Source organism: Bradyrhizobium sp. LA2.1 (assembly GCF_040547725.1).
GTDB lineage: Bacteria > Pseudomonadota > Alphaproteobacteria > Rhizobiales > Xanthobacteraceae > Bradyrhizobium > Bradyrhizobium barranii.
The window spans coordinates 118,436-140,437 of the sequence record NZ_JBEPQI010000007.1; the positions used below are offsets into that span (position 1 = coordinate 118,436).

The window sequence follows — 22,002 nt, forward strand, 5'->3', positions numbered from 1 at the left end:
TATGACCCTGCCCGCAAAAGGGTCTTGGCAGCGCAAGCGAAGGTTCAACGCCTCACGGAAGGTTCAGAGGAATACAGCCACCGAGGTGTAGGAACTGGCCGGCGCAACCGATGTCGTCGCGCCGACCGATTCAATTTTCGCAAACGTTGATCAGCCGCGATAGATCGGTGCGCCCGCGGGAGAGGCAACCGCGCCACCATCGACGAAGATCTCCTGACCCTGGATGTGCCCGGCATCGTCGGAGGCGAGGAACAGGACCGTCTTCGAGATGTGATCCGGTTCAGCAATGCGGCCGAGCGGCGTGGATAGTCCAAGGCGCTTCTCGAACGCCTTCTCCGCTTCAGGCGTTGCGATCGCGGCGCCCCAGATCGGCGTGCGGGTCGCGCCGGGCGCAACCACGTTGACGCGGATGCCGCGCGGCGACAGTTCCGAGGCCATGATCCGCGCTAGCGCGCGCACGCCGGCCTTGGCGGCTCCGTAAGCGGAGTAGCCGGGAACGCCGAGCACGGAGATTACCGAACCGTTGAGGATGATCGAGGCGTTGTCGTTGATATAGGGCAGTGCCGACTGCACCGTGAAGAACACGCCCGTGAGGTTGGTGCTGATCACCTTCTCAAAGACATCCAGCGTCGTCGAGCCCAGCGGCGTGCTGCCGGGGATGCCGGCATTCGCGAACACGATATCGAGCTTGCCGAATTTTTCGGTGCCCTTCTTGATCGCCGCTTCAGTCGCGGCGACGTCGGTCGCGTCCGCAACCAGCGCGATCCCGTTCGGCCCGAGTTCCTTTGCTGCGGCCTCCAGCGTCTCCTTATTGCGCCCGGTGATGATCACCTTCGCGCCCTCGGCCACGAACAGCTTTGCCGTTGCCAATCCAATTCCGCTGTTGCCGCCGGTGATGAGTGCCGTCTTGCCGCTCAGTCTCATGCTCGCCTCTCCAGTAGTTTCATTATGAAACCGTATTGCAATCTAGGCGTATGGTTTTATGATGCGACCACACAAGCGCGTGATTGGCGCCGACATCGTGCGAATGTGAGGAGACCTCAGACGATGGTGAAACGAACGAGTTTTGAGGGTGACGGCTGCCCGGTCGCGCGGTCGCTGGAGGCGATCGGCGACTGGTGGACTCTGCTGATCATCCGCGAAGCGATGCTCGGTATGCGCCGCTTCGGCGAGTTTCAGGGCAAGCTCGGCATGGCCAAGAACATCCTGTCGGCGCGGCTGCGCTCAATGCTCGAACACGGCATACTGGCGACCGCCCCCGCCTCCGACGGCAGCGCCTACCAGGAGTATGTGCTGACGCCGAAGGGACTTGGCCTCTTCCCGATCCTGGTCGCGCTCCGGCAATGGAGCGAGGAGTTCGACGACACGCCCGAGGAGATCGACACCGTCATGGTCGATCGCGTCAAAGGCCGCCCGGTGAAGAAGCTCGAGCTGCACGCCGAGGATGGACGGTTGCTCAGCCTGGCCGACATCACGCTGAAGCCCCGACCGGCACCGCGGCGGCGGTCAGCCTGATCGCGGCACACTGCCACCACACCGTCATTGCGAGCGCAGCGAAGCAATCCAGGATTTCACCGCGGAGGGATTCTGGATTGCTTCGCTGCGCTCGCAATGACGGGATTGAAGCAGCGCGCTCCGATCCATCGCCGTCACCCTGAGGTGCTCGCCTCTTCGGCGAGCCTCGAAGGGCGACGGAGCTGATAAAGGCGCAAGCCCATCACGACAGCTTGCGCTTGCTCCGCAGCCGCAGATGCTCGTCGGCCTCCAGCTTGGTCATCCCCAGGAGATAATGCAGCACATCGAGCTTGTGGCGCTCGGCGAGCTTGCGCAAAGCCCCGACCTGCTCGGCGATGAAGGCGACGGCCTCATCGACGCCGCCCTCCCCTGGTTCCTCACCGCGCGAGCCTCCCGCCACGCCTGACGCGGCGCGCGCCCGTTTCTTTCCTGGCTTAGTCACCAGACCCCACCCGAATCCATGCCCCGGGCGACTCTACGCCGACATTGACCGCAACTCCAAGGTGGTATTTTGCAACTTTCTCGATATGAAACTTTTCCCATTTGTGATGCTTTCAACACCCCTCGATTTGACAGCGAGGGCCTCACCACCCATGTTCGGGTCGAAACGGCCGATCCGAATCTCATCGAAAGCGGCTCGTAATTTCCCCGTAAGCTACTGGAACTACATGAATATCGTCATTGTGGAGTCGCCGGCGAAAGCCAAGACGATCAACAAGTATCTGGGCTCGTCCTACGAGGTTCTGGCCTCGTTCGGCCATGTCCGCGACCTCCCGGCGAAGAACGGTTCCGTCGATCCGGACGCAAATTTCAAGATGATCTGGGAGGTCGACCCCAAGGCGGCCGGCCGGCTCAACGATATCGCCAAGTCCCTGAAGAACGCCGACCGCCTGATTCTGGCGACCGACCCTGATCGCGAGGGCGAGGCCATCTCCTGGCACGTTCTGGAGGTGCTGAAGGAAAAGCGCGCGCTGAAGGATCAGAAGATCGAGCGCGTGGTGTTCAACGCCATCACCAAGCAGGCGGTCACGGATGCGATGAAGAATCCGCGCCAGATCGACGGCGCGCTGGTCGACGCCTACATGGCGCGCCGCGCGCTGGACTATCTGGTCGGCTTCACCCTCTCCCCCGTGCTGTGGCGCAAGCTGCCGGGCGCCCGTTCGGCGGGCCGCGTGCAGTCGGTGGCGCTGCGGCTGGTCTGCGACCGCGAACTGGAGATCGAGAAGTTCGTCGCGCGCGAATATTGGTCGTTGATCGCGACCCTGCTGACGCCGCGCGGCGACGCCTTCGAGGCGCGGCTCGTCGGCGCCGACGGCAAGAAGATCCAGCGGCTCGACATCGGCACCGGCGCGGAAGCGGAAGACTTCAAGAAGGCGCTGGAAGCAGCCGCCTATGCCGTGACCGCGGTCGATGCGAAGCCGGCCCGGCGCAATCCGCAGGCCCCTTTCACCACCTCGACGCTGCAGCAGGAAGCCAGCCGCAAATACGGCTTTGCGCCGGCGCACACGATGCGCATCGCCCAGCGCCTTTATGAAGGCATCGACATCGGCGGCGAGACCACCGGACTCATTACTTATATGCGTACCGACGGCGTGCAGATCGATCCGTCCGCGATCACCCAGGCGCGCAAGGTGATCGGCGAGGATTACGGGAACGCCTATGTGCCGGAGGCCCCGCGCCAGTACCAGGCCAAGGCCAAGAACGCCCAGGAAGCGCACGAAGCGATCCGCCCGACCGACATGTCGCGCCGCCCCGACAGCATGAGCCGCAAGCTCGATGCCGACCAGGCGCGCCTCTATGAGCTGATCTGGAAGCGCACCATCGCGAGCCAGATGGAATCGGCCGAGCTCGAGCGCACCACCGTCGACATCACCGCGAAAGCCGGCTCCCGCACGCTGGAGCTGCGCGCGACGGGTCAGGTCGTCAAGTTCGACGGCTTCCTCGCGCTCTACCAGGAAGGCCGCGACGACGAGGAGGACGAGGACTCCCGCCGCCTGCCCGCGATGAGCCCGAACGACGCGCTCAAGCGGCAGTCGCTCGCCGTCACCCAACACTTTACCGAGCCGCCGCCGCGTTTCTCGGAGGCCTCGCTGGTCAAGCGCATGGAAGAGCTCGGCATCGGCCGTCCCTCGACCTATGCCTCGATCCTCCAGGTCCTGAAGGACCGCGGCTACGTCAAGCTGGAGAAGAAGCGCCTGCACGGCGAGGACAAGGGCCGCGTCGTGGTCGCCTTCCTCGAAAGCTTCTTCAGCCGCTACGTCGAATACGACTTCACCGCCAATCTGGAGGAGCAGCTCGACCGCATCTCCAACAACGAGATCTCCTGGCAGCAGGTGCTGAAGGATTTCTGGACCGGCTTCATCGGCGCCGTCGACGAGATCAAGGATCTGCGCGTCGCCCAGGTGCTCGACGTGCTCGACGACATGCTTGGCCAGCACATCTATCCGCCCCGCGCCGATGGCGGCGATATCAGGCAGTGCCCGAGCTGCGGCAACGGCCGGCTCAATCTCAAGGCCGGCAAGTTCGGCGCCTTCGTCGGCTGCTCGAACTATCCGGAATGCCGCTACACCCGCCAGCTCGCCGCCGACAGCGAGGCCACCGCCGACCGTTCGCTCGGCCAGGACCCTGATACGGGTCGCGATGTCTGGGTCAAGGCCGGCCGCTTTGGCCCCTACATCCAGCTCGGCGAGCCCAAGGATTACGAGGAAGGCGAGAAGCCGAAGCGCGCAGGTATCCCGAAGGGCACCTCGCCCGGCGATGTCGAGCTCGAGCTTGCGCTGAAGCTGTTGTCGCTGCCGCGCGAGATCGGCAAGCATCCGGAGACCGGTCAGCCGATCACGGCAGGTCTCGGCCGCTTCGGACCGTTCGTGAAGCACGAGAAGACCTACGCCAGCCTGGAGAGCGGCGACGAGGTCTTCGACATCGGCCTGAACCGCGCGGTGACGCTGATCGCGGAAAAGGTCGCCAAGGGCCCGAGCCGCCGCTTCGGCGCCGACCCCGGCAAGGCGATCGGCGATCATCCGACGCTGGGCACCGTCACGGTGAAGAGCGGCCGTTACGGCGCCTATGTCACGGCAGGTGGCGTCAACGCAACGATCCCGGCCGAGTTCGAAAAGGACACCGTCACGCTGCCGCAGGCGATCGCGCTGATCGACGAGCGCGCGGCCAAGGGCGGCGGCAAGATCAAGGCGAAGAAAGCCGCGAAACCGGCCAAGGCCAAGAAGGCTGCGGCGAAGGCCACCGACGGCGATGACGCCGCGCCGAAGCCGAAGAAACCGGCCGCGAAGAAGGCGGCCAAACCCAAATCCGAATCCACCAGCAAGGCGCGCGCCGCCGTGTCGTCGACCGCAAAAACGTCGCCGACCAAGGCCGCCGCCCCCAAGGCTCCGGCCAAGAAGAGTGCCGGCAAGACCTAGATCAAGAATTAGAGGTTAAGTGAAACGCAAGAATGACCATGGCTTTCCCGACCGGAGCGCCATCGTCGCCTTCATCAAGGCAAATCCCGGAAAGGTCGGGACCCGCGAAATTGCGCGCGAGTTCGGCCTGAAGAACGCCGATCGCATCGAGCTCAAGCGCATGCTGCGCGAGCTCGCCGACGACGGCACCATCAAGAAAAAACGCCACAAGGTTTCCGAGCCGGACGCGCTCCCGTCGACGCTGGTCGCCGACATCACCGGCCGCGACAGTGACGGCGAGCTGATCGCCTCCCCCACCGAATGGGACGAGGTCGAAAGCGGCGAACCGCCAAAAATCCTCATCGTCATGCCGCGCCGGCCAAAGCCCGGCACCGCGGCCGGTGTCGGCGATCGCGCGCTGCTGCGCGTCGAGCGCTCGGACGAGAACGAAGGTCCGGCCTATCGCGGCCACATCATCAAGGTCTTCGACAAGACGAAGAGCCGCATCCTCGGCGTGTTCCGCGAGCTTCCCGAAGGCGGCGGACGGCTGGTCCCGGTCGACAAGAAGTCCGCCGACCGCGAGCTGAACATCGCCGCGGCCGACACGCACGGCGCCCGGGACGGCGACCTCGTCAGTGTCGATATCGTCCGCACCCGCAGCTTTGGGCTGGCCTCGGGCCGGGTCAAGGAGAAGCTTGGCTCGGTCAAGTCGGAGAAGGCGATCAGCCTGATCGCGATCTACGCGCACGACATCCCCCTGCAGTTCCGGCCCGCGGCAGAGCGTGAAGCCGAAGCGGCAGAGCCGGCCAATCTGAAGGGACGTGAAGACTGGCGCGACGTGCCGCTCGTCACCATCGACCCGCCGGATGCGAAGGATCACGACGACGCGGTGCATGCGCAGCCCGATCCTGATCCGAACAACAGAGGCGGCTTCATCGTCGATGTCGCCATTGCCGATGTGAGCTTCTACGTGCGGCCGGGCACCGCGCTCGACCGCGACGCGCTCGATCGCGGCAACTCGGTGTATTTCCCGGACCGCGTTGTGCCGATGCTGCCCGAGCGCATCTCCAACAATCTCTGCTCGCTGGTGCCGGGCGAGCCGCGCGGCGCGCTCGCGGTGCGCATGGTGCTCGGCCCCGACGGGCGCAAGCGCTCGCACAGCTTCCACCGCATCCTGATGCGCTCGGCGGCGAAGCTGAACTATGCGCAGGCGCAGGCCGCGATCGACGGCCGGCCCGACGACACCACCGGACCCCTGCTCGATCCGATCCTGAGGCCGCTCTATGCCGCCTATGCCTGCGCCAAGCGCGCCCGCGACGAGCGCGATCCGCTCAATCTCGATCTGCCCGAGCGCAAGATCCTCTTGAAGAGCGACGGCACGGTCGATCGCGTCGTCGTGCCTGAACGTCTCGACGCGCACAAGCTGATCGAGGAGTTCATGATCCTCGCCAACGTCGCGGCGGCCGAGATGCTGGAGAAGAAGTCTCTCCCGCTGATCTACCGCGTGCATGACGAGCCGACGCTGGAGAAGGTCCACGCGCTCGCGGAGTTTCTGGAGACGCTGGACGTTCCGTTCGCGAAAGGCGGCGCGCTGCGGCCGGCTTTGTTCAACCGCGTGCTGGCGCAGCTCGAAGGCCACGACCACTTCCCGCTGGTGAGCGAGGTCGTGCTGCGCGCCCAGGCCCAGGCCGAATACTCCTCCGAGAATTACGGTCATTTCGGCCTGAACCTGCGCCGCTACGCGCATTTCACCTCGCCGATCCGCCGCTATGCCGACCTCGTCGTGCACCGCGCGCTGGTTCGCGCGCTCGGCCTCGGCGAAGGCGCCCTGCCCGACAGCGAGACGCCGGAAAGCCTTGGCGAGGTCGCAGCCCATATCTCGGTGACCGAGCGGCGCGCGATGAAGGCGGAGCGCGAGACCGTCGACCGGCTGATCGCCCATCACCTCGCCGACCGCATCGGCGCGAGCTTCCAGGGCCGCGTCTCCGGCGTCACGCGCGCTGGCCTGTTCGTCAAGCTCGCCGAGACCGGCGCCGACGGCCTGATCCCGATCCGATCCCTTGGCACGGAATATTTCAACTATGACGAGAGCCGGCACGCGCTCGTCGGCACGCGCAGCGGCACCATGCATCAGCTGGGTGACGTCGTTGACGTCCGTCTGATAGAAGCTGCTCCCATCGCAGGCGCGCTACGCTTCGAGCTGCTGTCGTCGACCGGCGAGACTGCGCCGCGCGGCCGCAGGCCATCCGGTCCGCAGCGCCGCCCCTCGTTCAAGGCACATCCTGGACGCAGTCCGGATAAAAAACGCAAGCCGCCGAAGCAAAAGTCCGGCAAACCCAAGAAGGGCAAGGGCAAGAACAAAGGAAAAGGCGGGGGTCAGAAGGGCAAGGCATGGTGACGACGAGCACGGCCCCAAAGATCTGGACGCGCGATACCGGTCTCGTCGAGAAGCGCGACGTCTGGACGGCCATGAAGCGCGGCTTTCGCAGCCGCTGCCCGCGCTGCGGCGAGGGCAAGCTGTTCCGTGCCTTTCTCAAAACCGCGGACAATTGCTCGGTCTGCGGCCTCGATTTCACGCCGCATCGCGCCGACGATCTGCCGGCCTATCTCGTGATCGTCATCGTCGGCCACATCGTGGTGCCCACGATCCTCTGGATCGAGACCAACTACACCACGCCGGTCTGGCTCAGCTTCGCGGCCTATCTGCCCTTCACCTTCGTCGCCTCGCTCGCGCTGCTCCAGCCGGTCAAGGGAGCTGTGGTCGGCTTGCAATGGGCTCTGCGCATGCACGGCTTTGACGACAACCCTCCGGATGGTATTCCGCCGGTCTAAGCAAATAATCAAAAAGCGGTTTGGGTGAGGACATGACGGATACGTCGCAGGGAGCCGAGAAGGCCAAGATCCACGAGGGCAAGGAAGCCGACCACCATCCCTATTTCCGCCCCCGCGATGCGGCGACGCTGATCCTGGTCGATCGCAGCGGCAACATTCCAAAAGTCCTCGTCGGCAAGCGCCACGACAAGGTGGTGTTCATGCCCGGAAAGTTCGTCTTCCCCGGCGGCCGCGTCGACAAGGACGATTACCGCGTGCCGTGTGCTGCACCCATCACCACTGAGCTGGAAGCCAATCTCGCCAAGGGCAGCCCGAAGACTCCGGCCTCGCGCGCAAAGTCGCTTGCGATTGCAGCAATCCGCGAGGCCTGCGAAGAGACCGGCCTCTGCCTCGGACGCAAGTCCGAGGGGAAAGCAAAACTCGAGGGTGCCTGGAAGCCGTTCGCGGATGCGGGCCTGCTGCCCGACCCCTCAAGCCTGTTCCTGATCGCACGCGCGATCACCCCGCCCGGCCGCGTCAAGCGCTTCGATACCCGCTTCTTCACCGCGGATGCCTCTGCGATCACCCACCGCGTCGAGGGGGTGATCCATGCGGATGCCGAACTGGTCGAGCTGGTCTGGGTCGAACTCGGCTCAAAGCCGCTCGCCGATCTGCACCCGATGACACGCAACGTGCTCAACGAGCTCGACACGCGCCTTGCCACAGGCCCGCTCCGTCACGACGCGCCGGTGCCGTTCTTCCATTTCTACGGCGGCAAGATGCAGAAGGATATTTTGAGCTGATCCAGCCACCGAACTCTCCAGGCTCGTTCACGCGATCAGCAAACTCAGCGCGGCACCTCTGAAGGCGCGGTCTTCGCTGCCACCTTGTCCGTGGCCGATCGCCCATTGCTGCGGCCACGCCAGCTGATCCAGCCCTCGCGCCGTCGCAGAGGTGAAAGACGACCAGCGCGTGGAATCGTGACGACGGTACAAGAGACCGCCCGGACCCATGTCCGGGTAGATCGCGACGTGAATATCGAAACCCTCGCCCGCCGGAAGATCAGGTCCAAACCAATAGGTTGGGCTTCGCCCCGGCTCACGAGCAACGATGGCTGTCAGGGTTTGCCTCGGTCCCCTGAGACCAAGCCAGAACGGCGCGATCGAACCCGGCGCGAAAGCCGTGAAAATCGTCTGGGCCGATGCGACATCGGTCGCAGCGCTTTGCCCCACGAGCCTCAGCTCGATCCGGCGCCCGCTTTCCACACGTCCGCTAAACGGTGCTTCGACATCTCCGCGCCGCAGCTCTCTCCATTTGGCGGGATCAGGATCCGACAGCGGCCATTCCATCCTCTCCCTGACAACGCCGTCGGTATCGAGCACCTGATAACGCAGGCCTTCCTCGTCAAGCGCGGCTTGAACGCAATGCAGATACTCGACGCCTTCCGGCATCCTGTGAGCCGTTCCCGCGCCCGCAGTGCAGATCTGCAGGACACCGCGATGCGCCTGCACGTCGAAGGCGAGGATGTGGCTGCACAGATAGGCAAGCACGTTTTCGTTCACCAGGATGTCCCAGAACGGGCGAGCGTATTCGTGGCCGATCTCGCGCTGATACGTCCCCGTAAAGCCGTTGACGGGAAACACCGGGTGATGACCAAGGACGAGCTTGTGTCGGGCATCACCATGTTCTCTGAGGGTTGTTTCCAGCCACCCGAGCTCGACATGGCCCTCACCTCCCAGGCCGCTCCAGAGCGTGTTGACGAACACCATCAGCAGGTCGCCGCGCCGCACGAAGTAGGAGAGGCTCGCCTGTCCCGGCGGTCCATTTTTCGGCAGCTCGAGCACCGCACGAAACACCGCCTCGCTCATCAAATCATAGGTCGTGTGATTGCCGGTTGTGTGCCACATCGGAATGGCCGCACGGTCGAGCCATGCCATTTCCGTATCCAGCCAATAGCGCCACTGCGCGCGGAGCGCGTCCGGATCCGGCGTCAGCCCGATAATCTCATCGCCCGGAAAGAGAATGAATTCAGGCTGGGGTCTCAGGCGTTAAACGACCGCATTGACCGAGGCGAAGGTGGTTTCGTGCAATCCACCCGGCACGCCCGAACAGGAGTCGCCATACAACAGGAATTGGTGGCCCTTGCCGCGCGGCAGAAGCGCGGGAATGGAGTTATTCGCTGAGGTCATGGCCTTCCATTGCGGTGTTCGGCCGCGAGGATGGCAATTTCCGCGACGCGTAGCAACAGGTCGTGGCTGGACCTCAATCAGGAATCATCAGGCTCGGTGCCGACATAGTCGCGCGCCGGCAGCTTGAGGACGCGGCCGATCTCGCTTGCGAGCTTGTCCGCCTCCTCGCGCCTGGTGAAGCTCTGAAGCGTGATCGGCTCGATGCCTCTGTTGCCGCAGAGATTGACGTCGTAGGTCGTCAGATCCGCATCGTAGTCGTCGGTGATGCTGACGAAGTGATAGTCGGCGAGATCGCGCTGGCTGCGGATATTGAGCGGGCCGAACTGCCTGGTGATGACGATCTGGCGCAGCGTCTCGTTGAGCACGACGAAAGTGCGGTACGTCAGCAGGATCATTCCGGGGATGCCGACGAGCAGTCCCAACCCCGTGAACACCAGCACCGGCACGAGATCATCGGCGAGCCGGCCGAAGCCGGAAAAATCCTGGCGCAGGCCGAGGCCGACATTCCACAAGAGATAACCGCTCGCGGCCAACAGAGGCAGCGACAGCAGGCGGCCGACCCAGGGCATGGGCCGGTCGATGCGAACGGTGCCGCCGTCCACGGTCATTGCGCCTGCCATTGAAGGTCTCCTCACGAGGTCATGGCTTGGTCGGGGCGAGTGCGGGATTGGTTCGATGCGGGCCGCATTCGTCATGCCCTTGCCGCTGCGCGCGGCCTGGAATGACGCGATTGTGCTGAGCGCGTCGCAAAAAACGAAAAAATCTTCCCGCCTCCCCCGATGGCGGAGTTCCCAGGCGTCCCTATGTCTTCCCCAACGACACCCAGAACGGATACGGGGCGATGGCACAACGGCAACTCAAGCTTGGCGCGTTCATGCGCCCGATCAGCATCCACACCGGCGCCTGGCGCTATCCGGGGGCCTGGCCGGACGCCAATTTCAACTTCGGCCATATCAAGACGCTGATCCAGAAGCTCGAGGCCGGCAAGTTCGACGCCTTCTTCATGGCCGATCACCTCGCCGTGCTGAACATGCCGGTCAACGCGCTCAAGCGCAGCCACACCGTAACCTCGTTCGAGCCGTTCACGCTGCTGTCGGCGCTGTCCGCCGTCACCGAGCGCATCGGCCTGATCGCGACGGGCTCGACGACGTTTGACGAGCCCTACCACGTGGCGCGCCGCTTCGCCTCGCTCGACCATCTCAGCGGCGGGCGCGCGGGCTGGAACATCGTCACCACCTCGAATCCGGACGCGGCGCTGAATTTCGGCCTCGACGACCACATGGAGCATGCCGAGCGCTACAAGCGCGCCCGCGAGTTCTACGACGTGGTCACGGGCCTTTGGGATTCCTTCGCCGACGACGCCTTCGTGCGCGACGTCGAAAGCGGCGTGTTCGTCGATCCCGCGAAGATGCACGTGCTCGACCACAACGGCAAATATCTGAAGGTGCGCGGCCCCCTCAACATCGCGCGTCCGGTGCAGGGTTGGCCGGTGATCGTGCAGGCCGGCGCATCGGAGGACGGCAGGCAGCTTGCGGCGGAGACGGCGGAAGCCGTGTTCACCGGCGGCGGCCCCCTCGCCGACGGCCAGAAACTCTATGCCGACATCAAGGGCCGCATGGAGAAGATCGGCCGCGACCCCGAACATCTCAAGATTCTTCCCGGTGCCTTCGTCGTGGTCGGCGACAGCGTCGATGAGGCCAAGGAGAAGCGCGCGCTGCTCGACAGCCGCGTGCATTACGACAGCGCCATCGCCTCGCTCTCGGTCATCCTCGGCACGGACGCCTCGGGCTTCGATCCGGACGGGCAACTGCCGGAGATTCCGGAGACCAACGCCAGCAAGAGCGGCCGCCAGCGCATGGTCGACCTCGCCAGGCGCGATAAGCTCACCGTGCGCCAGCTCGCCCAGCGCGTCGGCGGCTATGGCGGGTTGTCCTTCGTCGGCACCGCCAAGACCATCGCCGACCAGATGGAGGAATGGCTGGTCGGGCGCGGCTCCGACGGCTTCAACATCATGTTCCCGTTCCTGCCCGCCGGCCTCGACGATTTCGTCGACAAGGTGGTGCCGGAGCTGCAGCGGCGCGGGATTTTCCGCAAAGAGTATGAAGGGGCCACTTTGAGGGAGAATCTGGGCCTGCCGCGGCCGAAAAACCGGTTCTTCGAGGCGTAATGGGACCGTTTTGGGTGGTTTTCCGCCCTAGAGCCCCGTTCGGGGCTCTAGGTTGTTGTTTTTGACGCGTTTTCTTGACGCGAACCGGTGCCCACTTCGCTCGAAAACGCTTCGAAACCTTGACATCAGGCGGTTTCTGGCTAGGTTGCCGGCCAACGCGGGCCGTTTGGCCGGCTCCAGATTCCCTTCATTCCTGAGGTTCTGAACATGGCCAAAGCGGTCACCATCAAGGTCAAGCTCGTGTCCTCGGCTGACACCGGCTTCTACTACGTCGCCAAGAAGAATTCGCGCACCATGACCGACAAGCTGGTCAAGAAGAAGTACGATCCGGTCGCGCGCAAGCACGTCGAATTCCGCGAAGCCAAGATCAAGTAAGAAGATCAAGTAAGATCGCGGAAAGCTACGGACTTTTGACGGGGCCTCACGGCCCCGTTTTTATTTGTGCCCTCTCCTGTCGGGGCACGAGACCGAAGTTGACGCGCTGCTCCTTCTCCACGCCGTCGTTGCGAGGAGCTCTTGCGACGGAGCCATCCAGAGCCGTTCCGCCGAGGGCCACGCTTTGTGTGGATGGCGAGTTTATAGGCAGATGCCACCTCAACCCTCGGTTGCTCAATCCGAAATGTATGTTACCGTGCATTTACCGGGGCGGCATCTCCGTCCCGAATTTGGGAAGGACATGCTCATGAAATTCTCGTCAAGCTTTGTCGTGCCCTCAGCCGTCGCTGTCTTATCAACTGCCTTGCTGTGCGCCCCGGCAGCGTCGCAAATCCCGACTGGCTCCGCCGCTACGATTCCCCCTGTCACGGTCGACGCGCCGAAACAGGTGGCAAAGCCGCACGTGTCGGAGCGGAGAGCAAGCACAACGGCGCCGCGTCGGACTGCGCCAACCGCTCGAACAACCGCGAGCACGCCTTCGTATGCGCCGGGTTCGGTGATGGGGAGGCTTGCCAGCCTGGAGAAAGTCGCCAGCAGCTGCAACGGCGGCTGTGCATCAAGCTTCCCAAGCGGCAAAGATCCCTGGGTCGGATGCAGCGAGTCGGGCGGCGGTACGGACTATGGACCTTTCTCGCCAACGTGCCGAGACACCATCACCCATAAATCCTACCTGGATTGCGTTGAAACCAAGGTGTTCCTGGGAGAAAACCGAAACAAGGCCCACTGGTTTTGCAGCAGCCTGGCCGCCGGCAACAGGTTTAAGGTCGCCGAACTCAAGCGATCAGGACGTCGCTAGTCCATACCGCCCGCTGGCTTTCTGTTTCAGTTGAACCTGGACCCGATGTCGGCCAGCGCTGGCCGCTGCTAGCCCCAGCGTCGCCCGCCGGTCGCGCGCAAGCGCACCGTCGAGGTGACGCTGCGCTGTGTCCGGGGCACGAGAGCAAAGACAGGCGCGCTGCTGGCGGCGGTGGCCCATTCTTTTGCGTTCCACAAGCAAACGATTCTTTCTGCATTTGAACGACGAGACCGCGTCAGGTCGCGGGTATGCGATCAAGCGCGCTTGTTCAGCGCAGATGTCGATCCAACTCCTCTCGCACCGGCAGCACGATTGCACCGGGCAATGATGGAGATGGATCATGACTGGACTTAAAATTCTCGCTGCCGTGGCTTTGTTGTCGGGCCTGACCGCAAGCGCCGCCTACGCGCAATCCGGCTTTGCGAGCAGCCATCCTGATACGTACGAGGCCGAGAACCCCAATCGCAACCTGAACGGCACGCTGACGCCGGCCGGTCGGCTGGGCCTCGAGTTGCCGGATGGCGCAGCTCCTGCGCAAGGCGCGGACAGCGCCATGGCTCGCGCAGACGGCACTGCTTCACGTTCCTGCGCGGAGCGTTATCGATCCTACGATCCGGCAACGAGCACCTACCTCGGGTGGGACGGCAACCGCCATATCTGCAGGTAACGCAAAGCCGCAAGTCACCGGATCAAGTGGACGTCCGAACGGATGGCCAGATGACCCGGTTGGATTCGAGGCGCCGTCGAGATGGCGTCTCGAACTTTCCATGACGCGTTGCGCATCACGGTCAACGCGTGACTCTCCTCGGGTCCTCATGCTCATCGTTCTGCCGGAGGAGACGCTCGGGTGCCGCCGCTCGTGACAGCGCGCCCCCGAAGCGTCGCGTTGCGTCCAAGGCACGAGCGCAGACGTAGATGCATGCTCCTGAATTGTCGCGTCCGCCATGCGCGCAGAAGACGACGTTGATACCTGGTCACTCCATGTCAACGATGGGCCATAAGCGGAAGTCGAAACATGAAGCTTCAAGACGCGACGTCGGTCATCGAAACTCAGTCGAAGACCGCCAAAGTCTTGTCATCGCGGACCTCGAAGAAGCGAGCCGCGATGACCTCACGCTCCGAGCCGCCGGCCTTTGTCGCCAGCATACAGGCGACATAGTCGGGACGTTTCGCATTCGGCTGCGAAATCATCGATTCGACCCAGGATGCCGCCAGAATGCGGCACACTTTGCGGGAGAGCAGGCGCACCCAGAAACTGGCGTCGACGCGCGCAAAGCCGACCAACGCGGTATACGGGCCCCCATCGGATTGCATCAGGCAAATCGAGCTCGTATCGACACGAAGGTCCGAAGAGTACAACGGAAACCCGAACTCAGGTGGTTTGGGGGAATGGCAGTGAGCCGGCCGCCATTCACGGTTGCCAAATTCAAGCGCCTCCGCCGGGGCCGTCTTCGCGAAGCGAGCCTTGACCTTGTCGACGGTCTGGCCCGGCTCAACAGGATCTTTTGGTTCGATCGAAAGCTCGAACGGAAAGCTCTCCACGTTCGACACCATAAACACGCCAAGAAAGCCGTAAACGGAAAATCCAAAGGGACGTGTTTCGACAACCTTGTCTCCGACACGGGCCACCCATGTCAGCCCATGGGAAGACATCGACGCATATGTCGATGCATCCGGTCCATACTTGGCTTTGGCCGCGCGATTCCATTCGTCGATGTGTGAGAGGTCCGCCTTTTCCGATGTTGTAACATCGAAATAACCAGTCCGGCGCGAATGCGGGACAGGCCAATCCGTCACCAGGAGGGCAGCGGAGATTGCTGCCGCCCCGCAAAGCGCTGCCGCCACGATCACTTTCTTAAGCACCGGCGTCACCGATTGACTGAGCGACAAGGCCATTGCGGCAGCTGAGATTCCCGCCGCACGTTGCATGCCCCTTTCGTTGATTGAATCCGTCAACCTAAGCAACCAAAGGTTAAGGTCCGGTATCTGCAGCATGTGACGGTGCTGATGGCCGCTCTGGCTCACAAGCTGCCATCGCGAAGAACCAGCACGGCGTCCGCTGTAAGCTCCCAAGCTGAAGTTAGTGAGCACCGCCCCGCCTCCGCCGTCGGCAACACCGGCGCCGGCGGCCACGACGGCCGGATCACCGTGAGCCAGATCCCGAAGATATTGAACGCATTTTAGAAGCTCTCAGCGAAGCAGGAATTTGGCTTGAGGGAGAGTGAATCAGGTGACCCTGGCGATGTAGACAGTTGACCACGAACCGACATCCGGCACGCTTCCCAATCGCGCGAAAACGCGGTCATATGGCGTCCGGGGACACTTGGCGTTTTGGAGCGAGGGTGTCCGCTTGCACAGGGAGAATGCGCGTGAAGGAACTCGCTGGAAAGACTGTGTTCGTGACCGGTGCAGCGTCAGGCATTGGACTGGGGATCGCGACCGCCTTCGCCCAAGCGGGGGCGAAGGTCATGCTTTGCGACATTGAAGAAGCGGCTCTGTCCGCAGCGCTCGAGCAACTGAGGCTCACCAACGTCGATGTCGACGGCGTGAAAGCGGACGTTTCACTCAAAGCCGAACTCGTGGCGGCCGCCGAAGCCACGACTGCCCGCTATGGCAAGGTGCATATCCTCGTCAACAACGCAGGCGTCGGCGCCGGTGGGCCTTATGGCGCCTGGACCGAGGCGTCGTGGAGCTGGACCATGGGCGTCAACCTGATGGCGACCATTTGGGGGATCGAGATTTTCGGGCCGTTGATCGAGCAGCATGGCGAGGGTGGACACATCGTCTCCACAGCCTCGATCGCTGGCCTCATTTCAGGGGAGAGCAATGCATACAACGTCTCCAAGTATGGCGTTGTCGCGCTGTCCGAGGGCCTGCGGCGTGAACTCGCGCCCCGAGGGATTGGCGTATCGGTGCTGTGTCCAGGGATCATCCGCACTCAAATCATGAACTCGAGACGCAATCTCCCCAAGCGCTTCGAGGGGGCGCTCCCTCCCTTGCCGACTTCGGGCCCACGTGCCGAGTGGATCAATATGCTCCAGGAACGCATCTCTCAGGGCATAGAACCCAACTATGTCGGTGAACTCGTCCGCGAAGGCGTCGAAAAGGACTTGCCGTACATCTTCACCGACCTCGAATTTGAGCCGATGATCGAAGCGCGCTTCGCCGCAATCAAGCAAGGCTTCGACCACATCCGCGGGCGCACCCCGAAACGTTGAGCGCGCAGCCCTTCCACCAGCCTTAGCGGCCAACACGAATATTCGGATAGGGCTGAAACCGGCTTCAAAGCCGTTGCGCAGTGGACCGCCAATGTCTCAGTTGGATCAAAATGCGAAGAACTCAGAGTGAGCAAAGTCAGTCCGCTCTACCTCACCAGGCGGACCTCAATGAAAGGTGTCGCCACTTCGCTGATGGGCCAGAAGCGGACGACGAGACCGAGCGTCTTGGCATCCCCAAGGCCAACGATAAGCTCGAACTTCTCCGGTGACTGCGTCCATCTGGGCTTGCCTTACGAACCCACTGACTACACGCTACCCAAATGAGCAGATTCCACGCCCGAGGTAAGGTCATGATCGGCGCCACGGCACTCCGTGCGCTTGTGCTGACTGCAGCTTTTTTCGCGACTTGTCGCCGGCCACCTGCCTTGGCGAAAACAGCAACCGCTTGCCGGCCAAGGCTACAAAGGAGCTACCACCCGAGTTGCTCTCGCTGCTCCGACAAAAGAAGATGCCAAAATGCTCGCCTATCCTTGTGCGCGTCTTCAAGCAAGAGGCGGAGCTCGAAGTCTGGAAACAGGACACCACCGGCCTCTTCAAAATCCTCAAGGTGTACCCGATCTGTCGGTGGTCGGGGGATCTCGGGCCGAAACTGAAGGAGGGTGACCGTCAGGCTCCAGAGGGGTTCTATACGATTACTCCCGAGCTGATGAATCCCAACTCCGATTACCATCTCGCGATCAACGTCGGCTTTCCCAACAGCTTCGACAAGGCAAACAATCGCGACGGCAGCTTACTCATGATCCATGGCGACTGCTCATCGAGCGGTTGCTATGCCATGACCGACGAACAGATAAGCGAGATCTATTCGCTAGCGCGGGACTCCCTCGGCGGCCGACCGTCCTTTCAGGTCCAGGCTTATCCATTCCGCCTGACGCCGGCAAACCTGGCGCAGCATCGAAATAGCCCGAACCTCTCCTTCTGGAAAATGCTCAAAGTCGGCAACGATCACTTCGAGACGACGCATCTCGAACCTAAGGTGGACGTGTGCAATCGACGCTATGTGTTCGATGCGCAAGCTCCACCAAATTCGCCGTATCCTCTCGTGTTCAGTCCCACCGATAAATGCCCCGCGTTTGTCGTGGATTCCAAAATTGCGCGGCGGGCGCTTGAGAAGCAACGTACCGACGAACTCGAATTCGCGCGATTGCTCAATGACAACGTGCCGGCAGCCCCGATCTATAGCGGACTGGACGGCGGAATGAACGAGGCTTTTCTAGCAAAGTATCTGGTCAGAGCGACGCTTGCGAAAGTGATGCCGTATGCATCTTATCTGCCGCAACTGCCGCCAATCCCCTGGGTCACCAACGATGGTTCGTTGACGAGTAGATGGTTTGGCACCTCGTTCTCGAAACCGATTGCATGTGATCTGGCTCGTTCCAGCTTCCTGTCGACCGTCGTGGAAGGAGACGACGGGTGCTAGAGCGCCCGGTCTACTTCAGGCTTGCATCCCCGCGCTCGCTATCAGCCCATGCTCCCCGGCATGAAGCAGCGCGGCTTCGGATGACCATCTAGGTAGTAAGGCCAGACCATCGTACGGCCAGCGCGGTTCGGTCCATCCACGACAGCTTCGTTCGGAACATCAACCCACTCGCCATCAAGGCGTACGCGATAGTGACCGTCCTTAGTTTCCCAATCGGCGTCATCAACGCGCTTCGCATCACTGCCATCGCAGCAAGGCCCTTTGCCACTGTGCAAGCTCTCATACCAGCTGTTCAACTCGGGGTGCTGATAATCGTGGGCGCGAGCGTGACCGATTGTAAAGATCGGCAGCATGACAGTGAATACAGCAAGCGCTGCATGCCGAAGGTGATTGTTCATCTTACTCCTAATCCCGCAGTGGAAGTCCCACACGCCGAACACGTCAAGGCACGCCAAACTTGGGCCCGTAGTAGCCACTCCAGGGCCACACACATCGCCGCCCCGGTACCGCAGAGTTTAAGCTTGCTCACTCACCACCGGATATGAAAGGCCAACAGTGCTTGTATTCTCTCTGGAGATGGAGAATCGATCGACCCGATTAAAGGAATATTTCGTCACATCGTTTTCAACGATGCGCGATGTCGACGCGTCGTATGATCACGAGTTCCGGCGCATGCTGAAGAAGTTGAGTTTGGCCCTAAGCACGCCCTCCGCATCGCAGCGCCCGGTCCGCAATCTCAACGACGCAGCAGTATCTCCGTCCGAGATGACAAATCCGCCTGCTCCGATCGTCAACCCGCTATTAATTTCGATGTCGGCACAGTAGGCGGATATCGCTGCGACCACGACGCACGTCCGCTTCGGGTCACCCCCCGAAGAACTCGGGCTGAGCATATCAAGTCTGCTTCAGCCCCAAGGAGCGGACATCTAGCGGACATGCCGGGTCGACCGCTTGGGGCCAAATCCGGACCTTCCCGTGGGCCAGGCAGAGACTTCGTTTCACATGTTCCCAAGACTCGTCAGGTGACGTAGAATGTCGCTGCCCTTAAAGTGGGATGTGCCGAAATCACCGTCTGGGCAAACGAGCAGCACTGGTGCCATCGGCAAGCACGCTCTCTTAGAAGCCGTTCTTTTTTCGGTTTCGACCACCGTTCACCACGAACTTTGCGCGCTGCTTATGCGGCGGCTCGTTCGGTAACGTCGGGAGAAAGCGATGAGCAAGATCGATCGAAGGTCCGCACTGGGAATCGCGTTGGCAGCGGCCTCGGCTGCCATGGTCAGGCCAGCCGCCGCTCAAGCCACAGGCTACAAGGATATGACGCCTTGGCCAGGTGTCGTGGTGCGTGAATATGAAGGCGAGACACCATCCCTGATCCCAGGTTTTAAGACCGTCTCAATGCGCGATGTCATCATGCAGCCGGGGGCGAAGACCATGGGGCCCCCGATGATGAATGCCATGATCTGCCATATCACCGAAGGGGAGCTTCGGCTTGAGCAGGACGGAAAGACCTTTACGGGCAAGAAGAATTTTGTCTGGACCTGCAACAAGGAAACAAAAGAACAGGCGTACAACGACGGGAATGTGGTCGCGATTATGCGGATCACGGACCTGAAAGCTTAGGGCCCATGTGGAGGAGCGGATGGCGCACGCGACGACGCGCCATCCGCCTGCAGGATCATGAATTGTTGCAACGTCACAGCCGGAGAAAAGTTCGTCCGCGCGCCAAGCTTCGGGTCACACGCTGCCATCACGACGAAACAGCACGGCGTCCCCTGCAAGCTCCCTCTGACGTTCGCGAGCACCGCCCCGCTACGCCGTCCGCAGCACCGGCGACGGCGGCTGCGACGGCCGGATCAGCGCGAATGCGACCTGGATGATGCCGCCGGCCAGACCGAGCGCCACGCCGATGCGCCAGGCCATGGTGTAGGAGCCGAGCGTGTCGTAGAGCACCCCTCCTCCGTAGGCGCCGAGGAAGCTGCCGATCTGGTGGCTCATGAAGGCGAGGCCCTGGATCATCGCCTGCCAGCGCAGGCCGAACATTTCGGCGACGGCGCCGGCGACCAGCGGGCCGACCCCCATCCAGAGGAAGCCCATGATGGCGCCGAACAGCAGCGTCGAGAACGACGTCGCCGGCAGCATGAAGTACCAGGCCAGCGCGAGCGAGCGCAGGATGTAGATGCCCCCTAACAGCGCGAGCTTGTTCCAGCGCTGGCCGGCCCAGCCGAAGAACAGCGAGCCCAGCACGTTGAAGCCGCCGATCATGCCGAGCGTCTGCGCGCTCAGCATCGGATCGAGGCCGCAGATCGCCAGATAGGACGGCAGATGCGTGGTGAGAAACACGAGCTGCATGCCGCAGACGAGATAGGCGCAGGTCATCACGACGAAGGACGCGTTGCCGAACGCCGTCTTCGCTGCCGTCGCGGCGGTGGCATCCCCGATGTCGTCAGCGGCGGGCTTCGGCAGCGGAATGGTGTCGACACGGCCGGCATACCAGGCCGCAGGGATCATCAGCACCGACATGATCACGAAACCGGCGAGCCCGACGCGCCAGCCAAATCCTTCGTTGAGCAACTGCCCGATCGGCGCCGACAGCAGCGCGCCGAGCGAGCCCGCGCCGGAGACCATGCCGAGCACGGTGGAGCGCACGGTCTCGGGTACAGCGCGCGCGGCCACCGACATCGCGATCGCCGCCGCGGTGCAGGCGAGCGAGGTACCGATCAGCACGCCGGCGCCGATCATGATGCTGACGAGCCCGTTCGCGGTCGCCATTAGAACGAGGCCCACGATGTACATCAGCGAGCCCACGATCATGATCGGGCGGAAGCCGTAGCGCACCGTCATCGCGCCGGCGAGCGGCTGGAGAAAGCCCCAGGCGAGGTTCTGCACGGCCAGCGCCAGCGTGAAATCCGAGATCGAAATGTGGATGTCATGCGTCAGCGGCTGCATGAAGATGCCGAGGCTCTGCCGCAGCCCCATGCTCAGCGTCAGCATGATCGAGGCGCCGATCAGGATGGGCAATGTCGGACGCAGGACCTGCAAAAGGGGCATATTTTTCTCCCTCGTCGGCGCGACGCGCGTGCCGGCGTCTGCAATTCTCGATGTTTTTAGTTACACAGACCTGTGTACTTAGGCTATGAAAGGTGCACGCTGTCAAGCGAACAGGACGCACGCTGCCGCATGGCTCCCCCGCCCACACCACAGACGATGAAGGAGCGGATCCTCGAGACCGCCGACAAGCTGTTCTATCTGCAAGGCATTCGCGCCATCGGCGTCGACACCATCGCGGCTGAGATCGGCATCTCCAAGCGCACGCTCTACAACCACTTCCCTTCCAAGGACGCGCTGATCGCGGCCTATCTGGAGCGGCGCTTCGTCAAGCCGCGCCCCTCCGACAAGCCCCCGGCCGAGCAAATTCTTGGCACCTTCGATTCGCTGGAGCGGCGCTTTGCGGCCAAGGATTTTCGCGGCTGCCCGTTCGTCAATGCGGTCGCCGAGCTTGGCCCAAAGGACCGCGCCGTGAAGAAGATCGCAATCGCCTTCAAGGAAAGCCGTCGCGTCTGGTTTCGCGAGCGGTTGAACGAGCTCGGTGTTGCGGAGGCGGATGCGCTGGCCACCCAGCTCGTGCTCCTGGTCGACGGCTCGATCGCGCAGGACCTCGTGCGCGACGACCCCGCGATGGCCCGCGCCGCGAAGGAAGCGGCGAAGGTGCTGCTGCGGAATGCCGGGGTGGATGTGGGTGATGCGGAGAAGACGGCCGTGACGCACAGCAAGCGCACGCCGCACTAATCAGCATGGCCGTATCGTTCGGTGTCATCACCCGCGAAAGCGGGTGATCCAGTATTCCAGAGGCGGTTGTGATTTGAACCGAGAGGCCGCGGCGTACTGGATTCCCCGCCTACGCGGGGAATGACAGCGGAGCTTGTGGAGAGGACTTCGCGCAACAACCGCGCCCTGCCCGATCCTATCAAAATGCTCCTGTTTTGCCCGACGTGTCAA

The 22,002-nt window shown here is 62.7% G+C and carries 20 protein-coding genes; 12 read left to right on the top strand and 8 right to left on the bottom strand.

All coding sequences use genetic code 11. From position 1 onward, the window contains the following. Window positions 1-150 precede the first annotated feature (150 nt). A complete protein-coding gene (locus ABIB95_RS15360) occupies window positions 151-924 on the bottom strand; it encodes an SDR family NAD(P)-dependent oxidoreductase (RefSeq protein ID WP_354177605.1) in 774 nt (257 codons plus the stop codon). Between the two features lie 123 nt (window positions 925-1,047). Here ABIB95_RS15360 and ABIB95_RS15365 point away from each other — a divergent pair, with 123 nt between their 5' ends. Further along, window positions 1,048-1,515, top strand: a complete 468-nt coding sequence (locus ABIB95_RS15365) for a winged helix-turn-helix transcriptional regulator (RefSeq protein WP_063982808.1) — start codon at window positions 1,048-1,050, stop codon at window positions 1,513-1,515. A gap of 202 nt (window positions 1,516-1,717) precedes the next feature. On the opposite strand, the gene ABIB95_RS15370 is transcribed toward ABIB95_RS15365, so the two are convergent. Further along, window positions 1,718-1,957: a hypothetical protein gene (locus ABIB95_RS15370; protein ID WP_071913093.1), complete on the bottom strand. Its 240-nt coding sequence runs from the start codon at window positions 1,955-1,957 to the stop codon at window positions 1,718-1,720. A gap of 226 nt (window positions 1,958-2,183) precedes the next feature. On the opposite strand from ABIB95_RS15370, the gene topA reads away from it, so the two are divergent. Genes topA through ABIB95_RS15390 form a run of 4 tightly spaced genes read left to right on the top strand, consistent with a single transcriptional unit; the run spans window position 2,184 to window position 8,524 of the window. Beyond that, window positions 2,184-4,931 carry a type I DNA topoisomerase gene (topA, locus tag ABIB95_RS15375; protein WP_354240388.1) on the top strand — a complete coding sequence of 916 codons (2,748 nt, stop codon included), beginning with the start codon at window positions 2,184-2,186 and terminating at the stop codon, window positions 4,929-4,931. A 19-nt stretch (window positions 4,932-4,950) separates the two neighbouring features. After that, window positions 4,951-7,308, top strand: coding sequence for a ribonuclease R (gene rnr / locus ABIB95_RS15380; protein WP_354240390.1), 2,358 nt, complete (start codon window positions 4,951-4,953; stop codon window positions 7,306-7,308). Further along, window positions 7,302-7,742, top strand: coding sequence for a DUF983 domain-containing protein (locus ABIB95_RS15385; RefSeq protein WP_354124242.1), 441 nt, complete (start codon window positions 7,302-7,304; stop codon window positions 7,740-7,742). The genes rnr and ABIB95_RS15385 overlap by 7 nt, the downstream gene beginning before the upstream one ends. Before the next feature lie 32 nt (window positions 7,743-7,774). Continuing rightward, on the top strand, window positions 7,775-8,524 hold the full coding sequence (locus ABIB95_RS15390; RefSeq protein WP_354240392.1) for an NUDIX hydrolase: 750 nt from the start codon (window positions 7,775-7,777) through the stop codon (window positions 8,522-8,524). A gap of 27 nt (window positions 8,525-8,551) precedes the next feature. On the opposite strand, the gene ABIB95_RS15395 is transcribed toward ABIB95_RS15390, so the two are convergent. The 3 genes from ABIB95_RS15395 to ABIB95_RS15405 form a co-directional block, all read right to left on the bottom strand. After that, window positions 8,552-9,658: a metallophosphoesterase family protein gene (locus ABIB95_RS15395; RefSeq protein ID WP_354240394.1), complete on the bottom strand. Its 1,107-nt coding sequence runs from the start codon at window positions 9,656-9,658 to the stop codon at window positions 8,552-8,554. 111 nt (window positions 9,659-9,769) lie between these two features. Then, on the bottom strand, window positions 9,770-9,910 hold the full coding sequence (locus tag ABIB95_RS15400) for a hypothetical protein (RefSeq protein WP_354240396.1): 141 nt from the start codon (window positions 9,908-9,910) through the stop codon (window positions 9,770-9,772). 77 nt (window positions 9,911-9,987) lie between these two features. Next, complete coding sequence (locus tag ABIB95_RS15405) at window positions 9,988-10,530, bottom strand: hypothetical protein (protein WP_354240398.1); 543 nt, start codon at window positions 10,528-10,530, stop codon at window positions 9,988-9,990. Window positions 10,531-10,751: 221 nt separating this feature from the next. On the opposite strand from ABIB95_RS15405, the gene ABIB95_RS15410 reads away from it, so the two are divergent. The 3 genes from ABIB95_RS15410 (at window position 10,752) to ABIB95_RS15420 (ending at window position 13,975) form a co-directional block, all read left to right on the top strand. Next, window positions 10,752-12,077 (top strand): LLM class flavin-dependent oxidoreductase, encoded by a 1,326-nt coding sequence (locus ABIB95_RS15410; protein ID WP_063982799.1) that lies wholly within the window; start codon window positions 10,752-10,754, stop codon window positions 12,075-12,077. Window positions 12,078-12,284: 207 nt separating this feature from the next. Next, on the top strand, window positions 12,285-12,452 hold the full coding sequence (gene rpmG, locus ABIB95_RS15415) for a 50S ribosomal protein L33 (protein ID WP_007603295.1): 168 nt from the start codon (window positions 12,285-12,287) through the stop codon (window positions 12,450-12,452). Window positions 12,453-13,648: 1,196 nt separating this feature from the next. After that, window positions 13,649-13,975: a BA14K family protein gene (locus ABIB95_RS15420; RefSeq protein ID WP_063982797.1), complete on the top strand. Its 327-nt coding sequence runs from the start codon at window positions 13,649-13,651 to the stop codon at window positions 13,973-13,975. 383 nt (window positions 13,976-14,358) lie between these two features. Here ABIB95_RS15420 and ABIB95_RS15425 read toward each other — a convergent pair whose 3' ends face one another. Next, the gene (locus ABIB95_RS15425) at window positions 14,359-15,237 is read right to left on the bottom strand and encodes a hypothetical protein (RefSeq protein WP_354240400.1); all 879 of its coding nucleotides are present in this window, start codon (window positions 15,235-15,237) and stop codon (window positions 14,359-14,361) included. A gap of 434 nt (window positions 15,238-15,671) precedes the next feature. Between ABIB95_RS15425 and ABIB95_RS15430 the strand changes: the two genes are divergently transcribed. Both ABIB95_RS15430 and ABIB95_RS15435 read left to right on the top strand, forming a co-directional pair. Then, window positions 15,672-16,526, top strand: a complete 855-nt coding sequence (locus ABIB95_RS15430) for an SDR family NAD(P)-dependent oxidoreductase (protein WP_354240402.1) — start codon at window positions 15,672-15,674, stop codon at window positions 16,524-16,526. Window positions 16,527-16,932: 406 nt separating this feature from the next. After that, complete coding sequence (locus tag ABIB95_RS15435; protein WP_354240405.1) at window positions 16,933-18,006, top strand: L,D-transpeptidase family protein; 1,074 nt, start codon at window positions 16,933-16,935, stop codon at window positions 18,004-18,006. 41 nt (window positions 18,007-18,047) lie between these two features. Here the strand turns inward: ABIB95_RS15435 and ABIB95_RS15440 are convergent, their stop codons facing one another. Beyond that, window positions 18,048-18,404, bottom strand: coding sequence for a hypothetical protein (locus tag ABIB95_RS15440; RefSeq protein ID WP_223154002.1), 357 nt, complete (start codon window positions 18,402-18,404; stop codon window positions 18,048-18,050). Window positions 18,405-19,218: 814 nt separating this feature from the next. Between ABIB95_RS15440 and ABIB95_RS15445 the strand changes: the two genes are divergently transcribed. Next, window positions 19,219-19,626, top strand: a complete 408-nt coding sequence (locus tag ABIB95_RS15445) for a hypothetical protein (RefSeq protein ID WP_135217314.1) — start codon at window positions 19,219-19,221, stop codon at window positions 19,624-19,626. Between the two features lie 189 nt (window positions 19,627-19,815). On the opposite strand, the gene ABIB95_RS15450 is transcribed toward ABIB95_RS15445, so the two are convergent. Beyond that, window positions 19,816-21,054, bottom strand: coding sequence for an MFS transporter (locus tag ABIB95_RS15450; protein WP_354240407.1), 1,239 nt, complete (start codon window positions 21,052-21,054; stop codon window positions 19,816-19,818). Between the two features lie 129 nt (window positions 21,055-21,183). Between ABIB95_RS15450 and ABIB95_RS15455 the strand changes: the two genes are divergently transcribed. Then, window positions 21,184-21,792, top strand: a complete 609-nt coding sequence (locus ABIB95_RS15455; RefSeq protein WP_354240409.1) for a TetR/AcrR family transcriptional regulator — start codon at window positions 21,184-21,186, stop codon at window positions 21,790-21,792. The last annotated feature ends 210 nt before the right edge of the window (window positions 21,793-22,002 follow it).

What these genes read in the sequence shown, in the direction of transcription:
- ABIB95_RS15400 (WP_354240396.1), bottom strand. Translation starts at nt 9,910, where the DNA reads ATGACCTCAGCGAATAACTCCATTCCCGCGCTTCTGCCGCGCGGCAAG.
- ABIB95_RS15425 (WP_354240400.1), bottom strand. Translation starts at nt 15,237, where the DNA reads ATGCAACGTGCGGCGGGAATCTCAGCTGCCGCAATGGCCTTGTCGCTC.
- ABIB95_RS15430 (WP_354240402.1), top strand. Translation starts at nt 15,672, where the DNA reads ATGCGCGTGAAGGAACTCGCTGGAAAGACTGTGTTCGTGACCGGTGCA.
- topA (WP_354240388.1), top strand. Translation starts at nt 2,184, where the DNA reads ATGAATATCGTCATTGTGGAGTCGCCGGCGAAAGCCAAGACGATCAAC.
- ABIB95_RS15455 (WP_354240409.1), top strand. Translation starts at nt 21,184, where the DNA reads ATGGCTCCCCCGCCCACACCACAGACGATGAAGGAGCGGATCCTCGAG.
- ABIB95_RS15385 (WP_354124242.1), top strand. Translation starts at nt 7,302, where the DNA reads ATGGTGACGACGAGCACGGCCCCAAAGATCTGGACGCGCGATACCGGT.
- ABIB95_RS15410 (WP_063982799.1), top strand. Translation starts at nt 10,752, where the DNA reads ATGGCACAACGGCAACTCAAGCTTGGCGCGTTCATGCGCCCGATCAGC.
- ABIB95_RS15395 (WP_354240394.1), bottom strand. Translation starts at nt 9,658, where the DNA reads ATGGCATGGCTCGACCGTGCGGCCATTCCGATGTGGCACACAACCGGC.
- ABIB95_RS15420 (WP_063982797.1), top strand. Translation starts at nt 13,649, where the DNA reads ATGACTGGACTTAAAATTCTCGCTGCCGTGGCTTTGTTGTCGGGCCTG.
- ABIB95_RS15390 (WP_354240392.1), top strand. Translation starts at nt 7,775, where the DNA reads ATGACGGATACGTCGCAGGGAGCCGAGAAGGCCAAGATCCACGAGGGC.
- ABIB95_RS15440 (WP_223154002.1), bottom strand. Translation starts at nt 18,404, where the DNA reads ATGAACAATCACCTTCGGCATGCAGCGCTTGCTGTATTCACTGTCATG.
- ABIB95_RS15405 (WP_354240398.1), bottom strand. Translation starts at nt 10,530, where the DNA reads ATGGCAGGCGCAATGACCGTGGACGGCGGCACCGTTCGCATCGACCGG.
- rpmG (WP_007603295.1), top strand. Translation starts at nt 12,285, where the DNA reads ATGGCCAAAGCGGTCACCATCAAGGTCAAGCTCGTGTCCTCGGCTGAC.
- ABIB95_RS15445 (WP_135217314.1), top strand. Translation starts at nt 19,219, where the DNA reads ATGAGCAAGATCGATCGAAGGTCCGCACTGGGAATCGCGTTGGCAGCG.
- ABIB95_RS15450 (WP_354240407.1), bottom strand. Translation starts at nt 21,054, where the DNA reads ATGCCCCTTTTGCAGGTCCTGCGTCCGACATTGCCCATCCTGATCGGC.
- ABIB95_RS15365 (WP_063982808.1), top strand. Translation starts at nt 1,048, where the DNA reads ATGGTGAAACGAACGAGTTTTGAGGGTGACGGCTGCCCGGTCGCGCGG.
- ABIB95_RS15360 (WP_354177605.1), bottom strand. Translation starts at nt 924, where the DNA reads ATGAGACTGAGCGGCAAGACGGCACTCATCACCGGCGGCAACAGCGGA.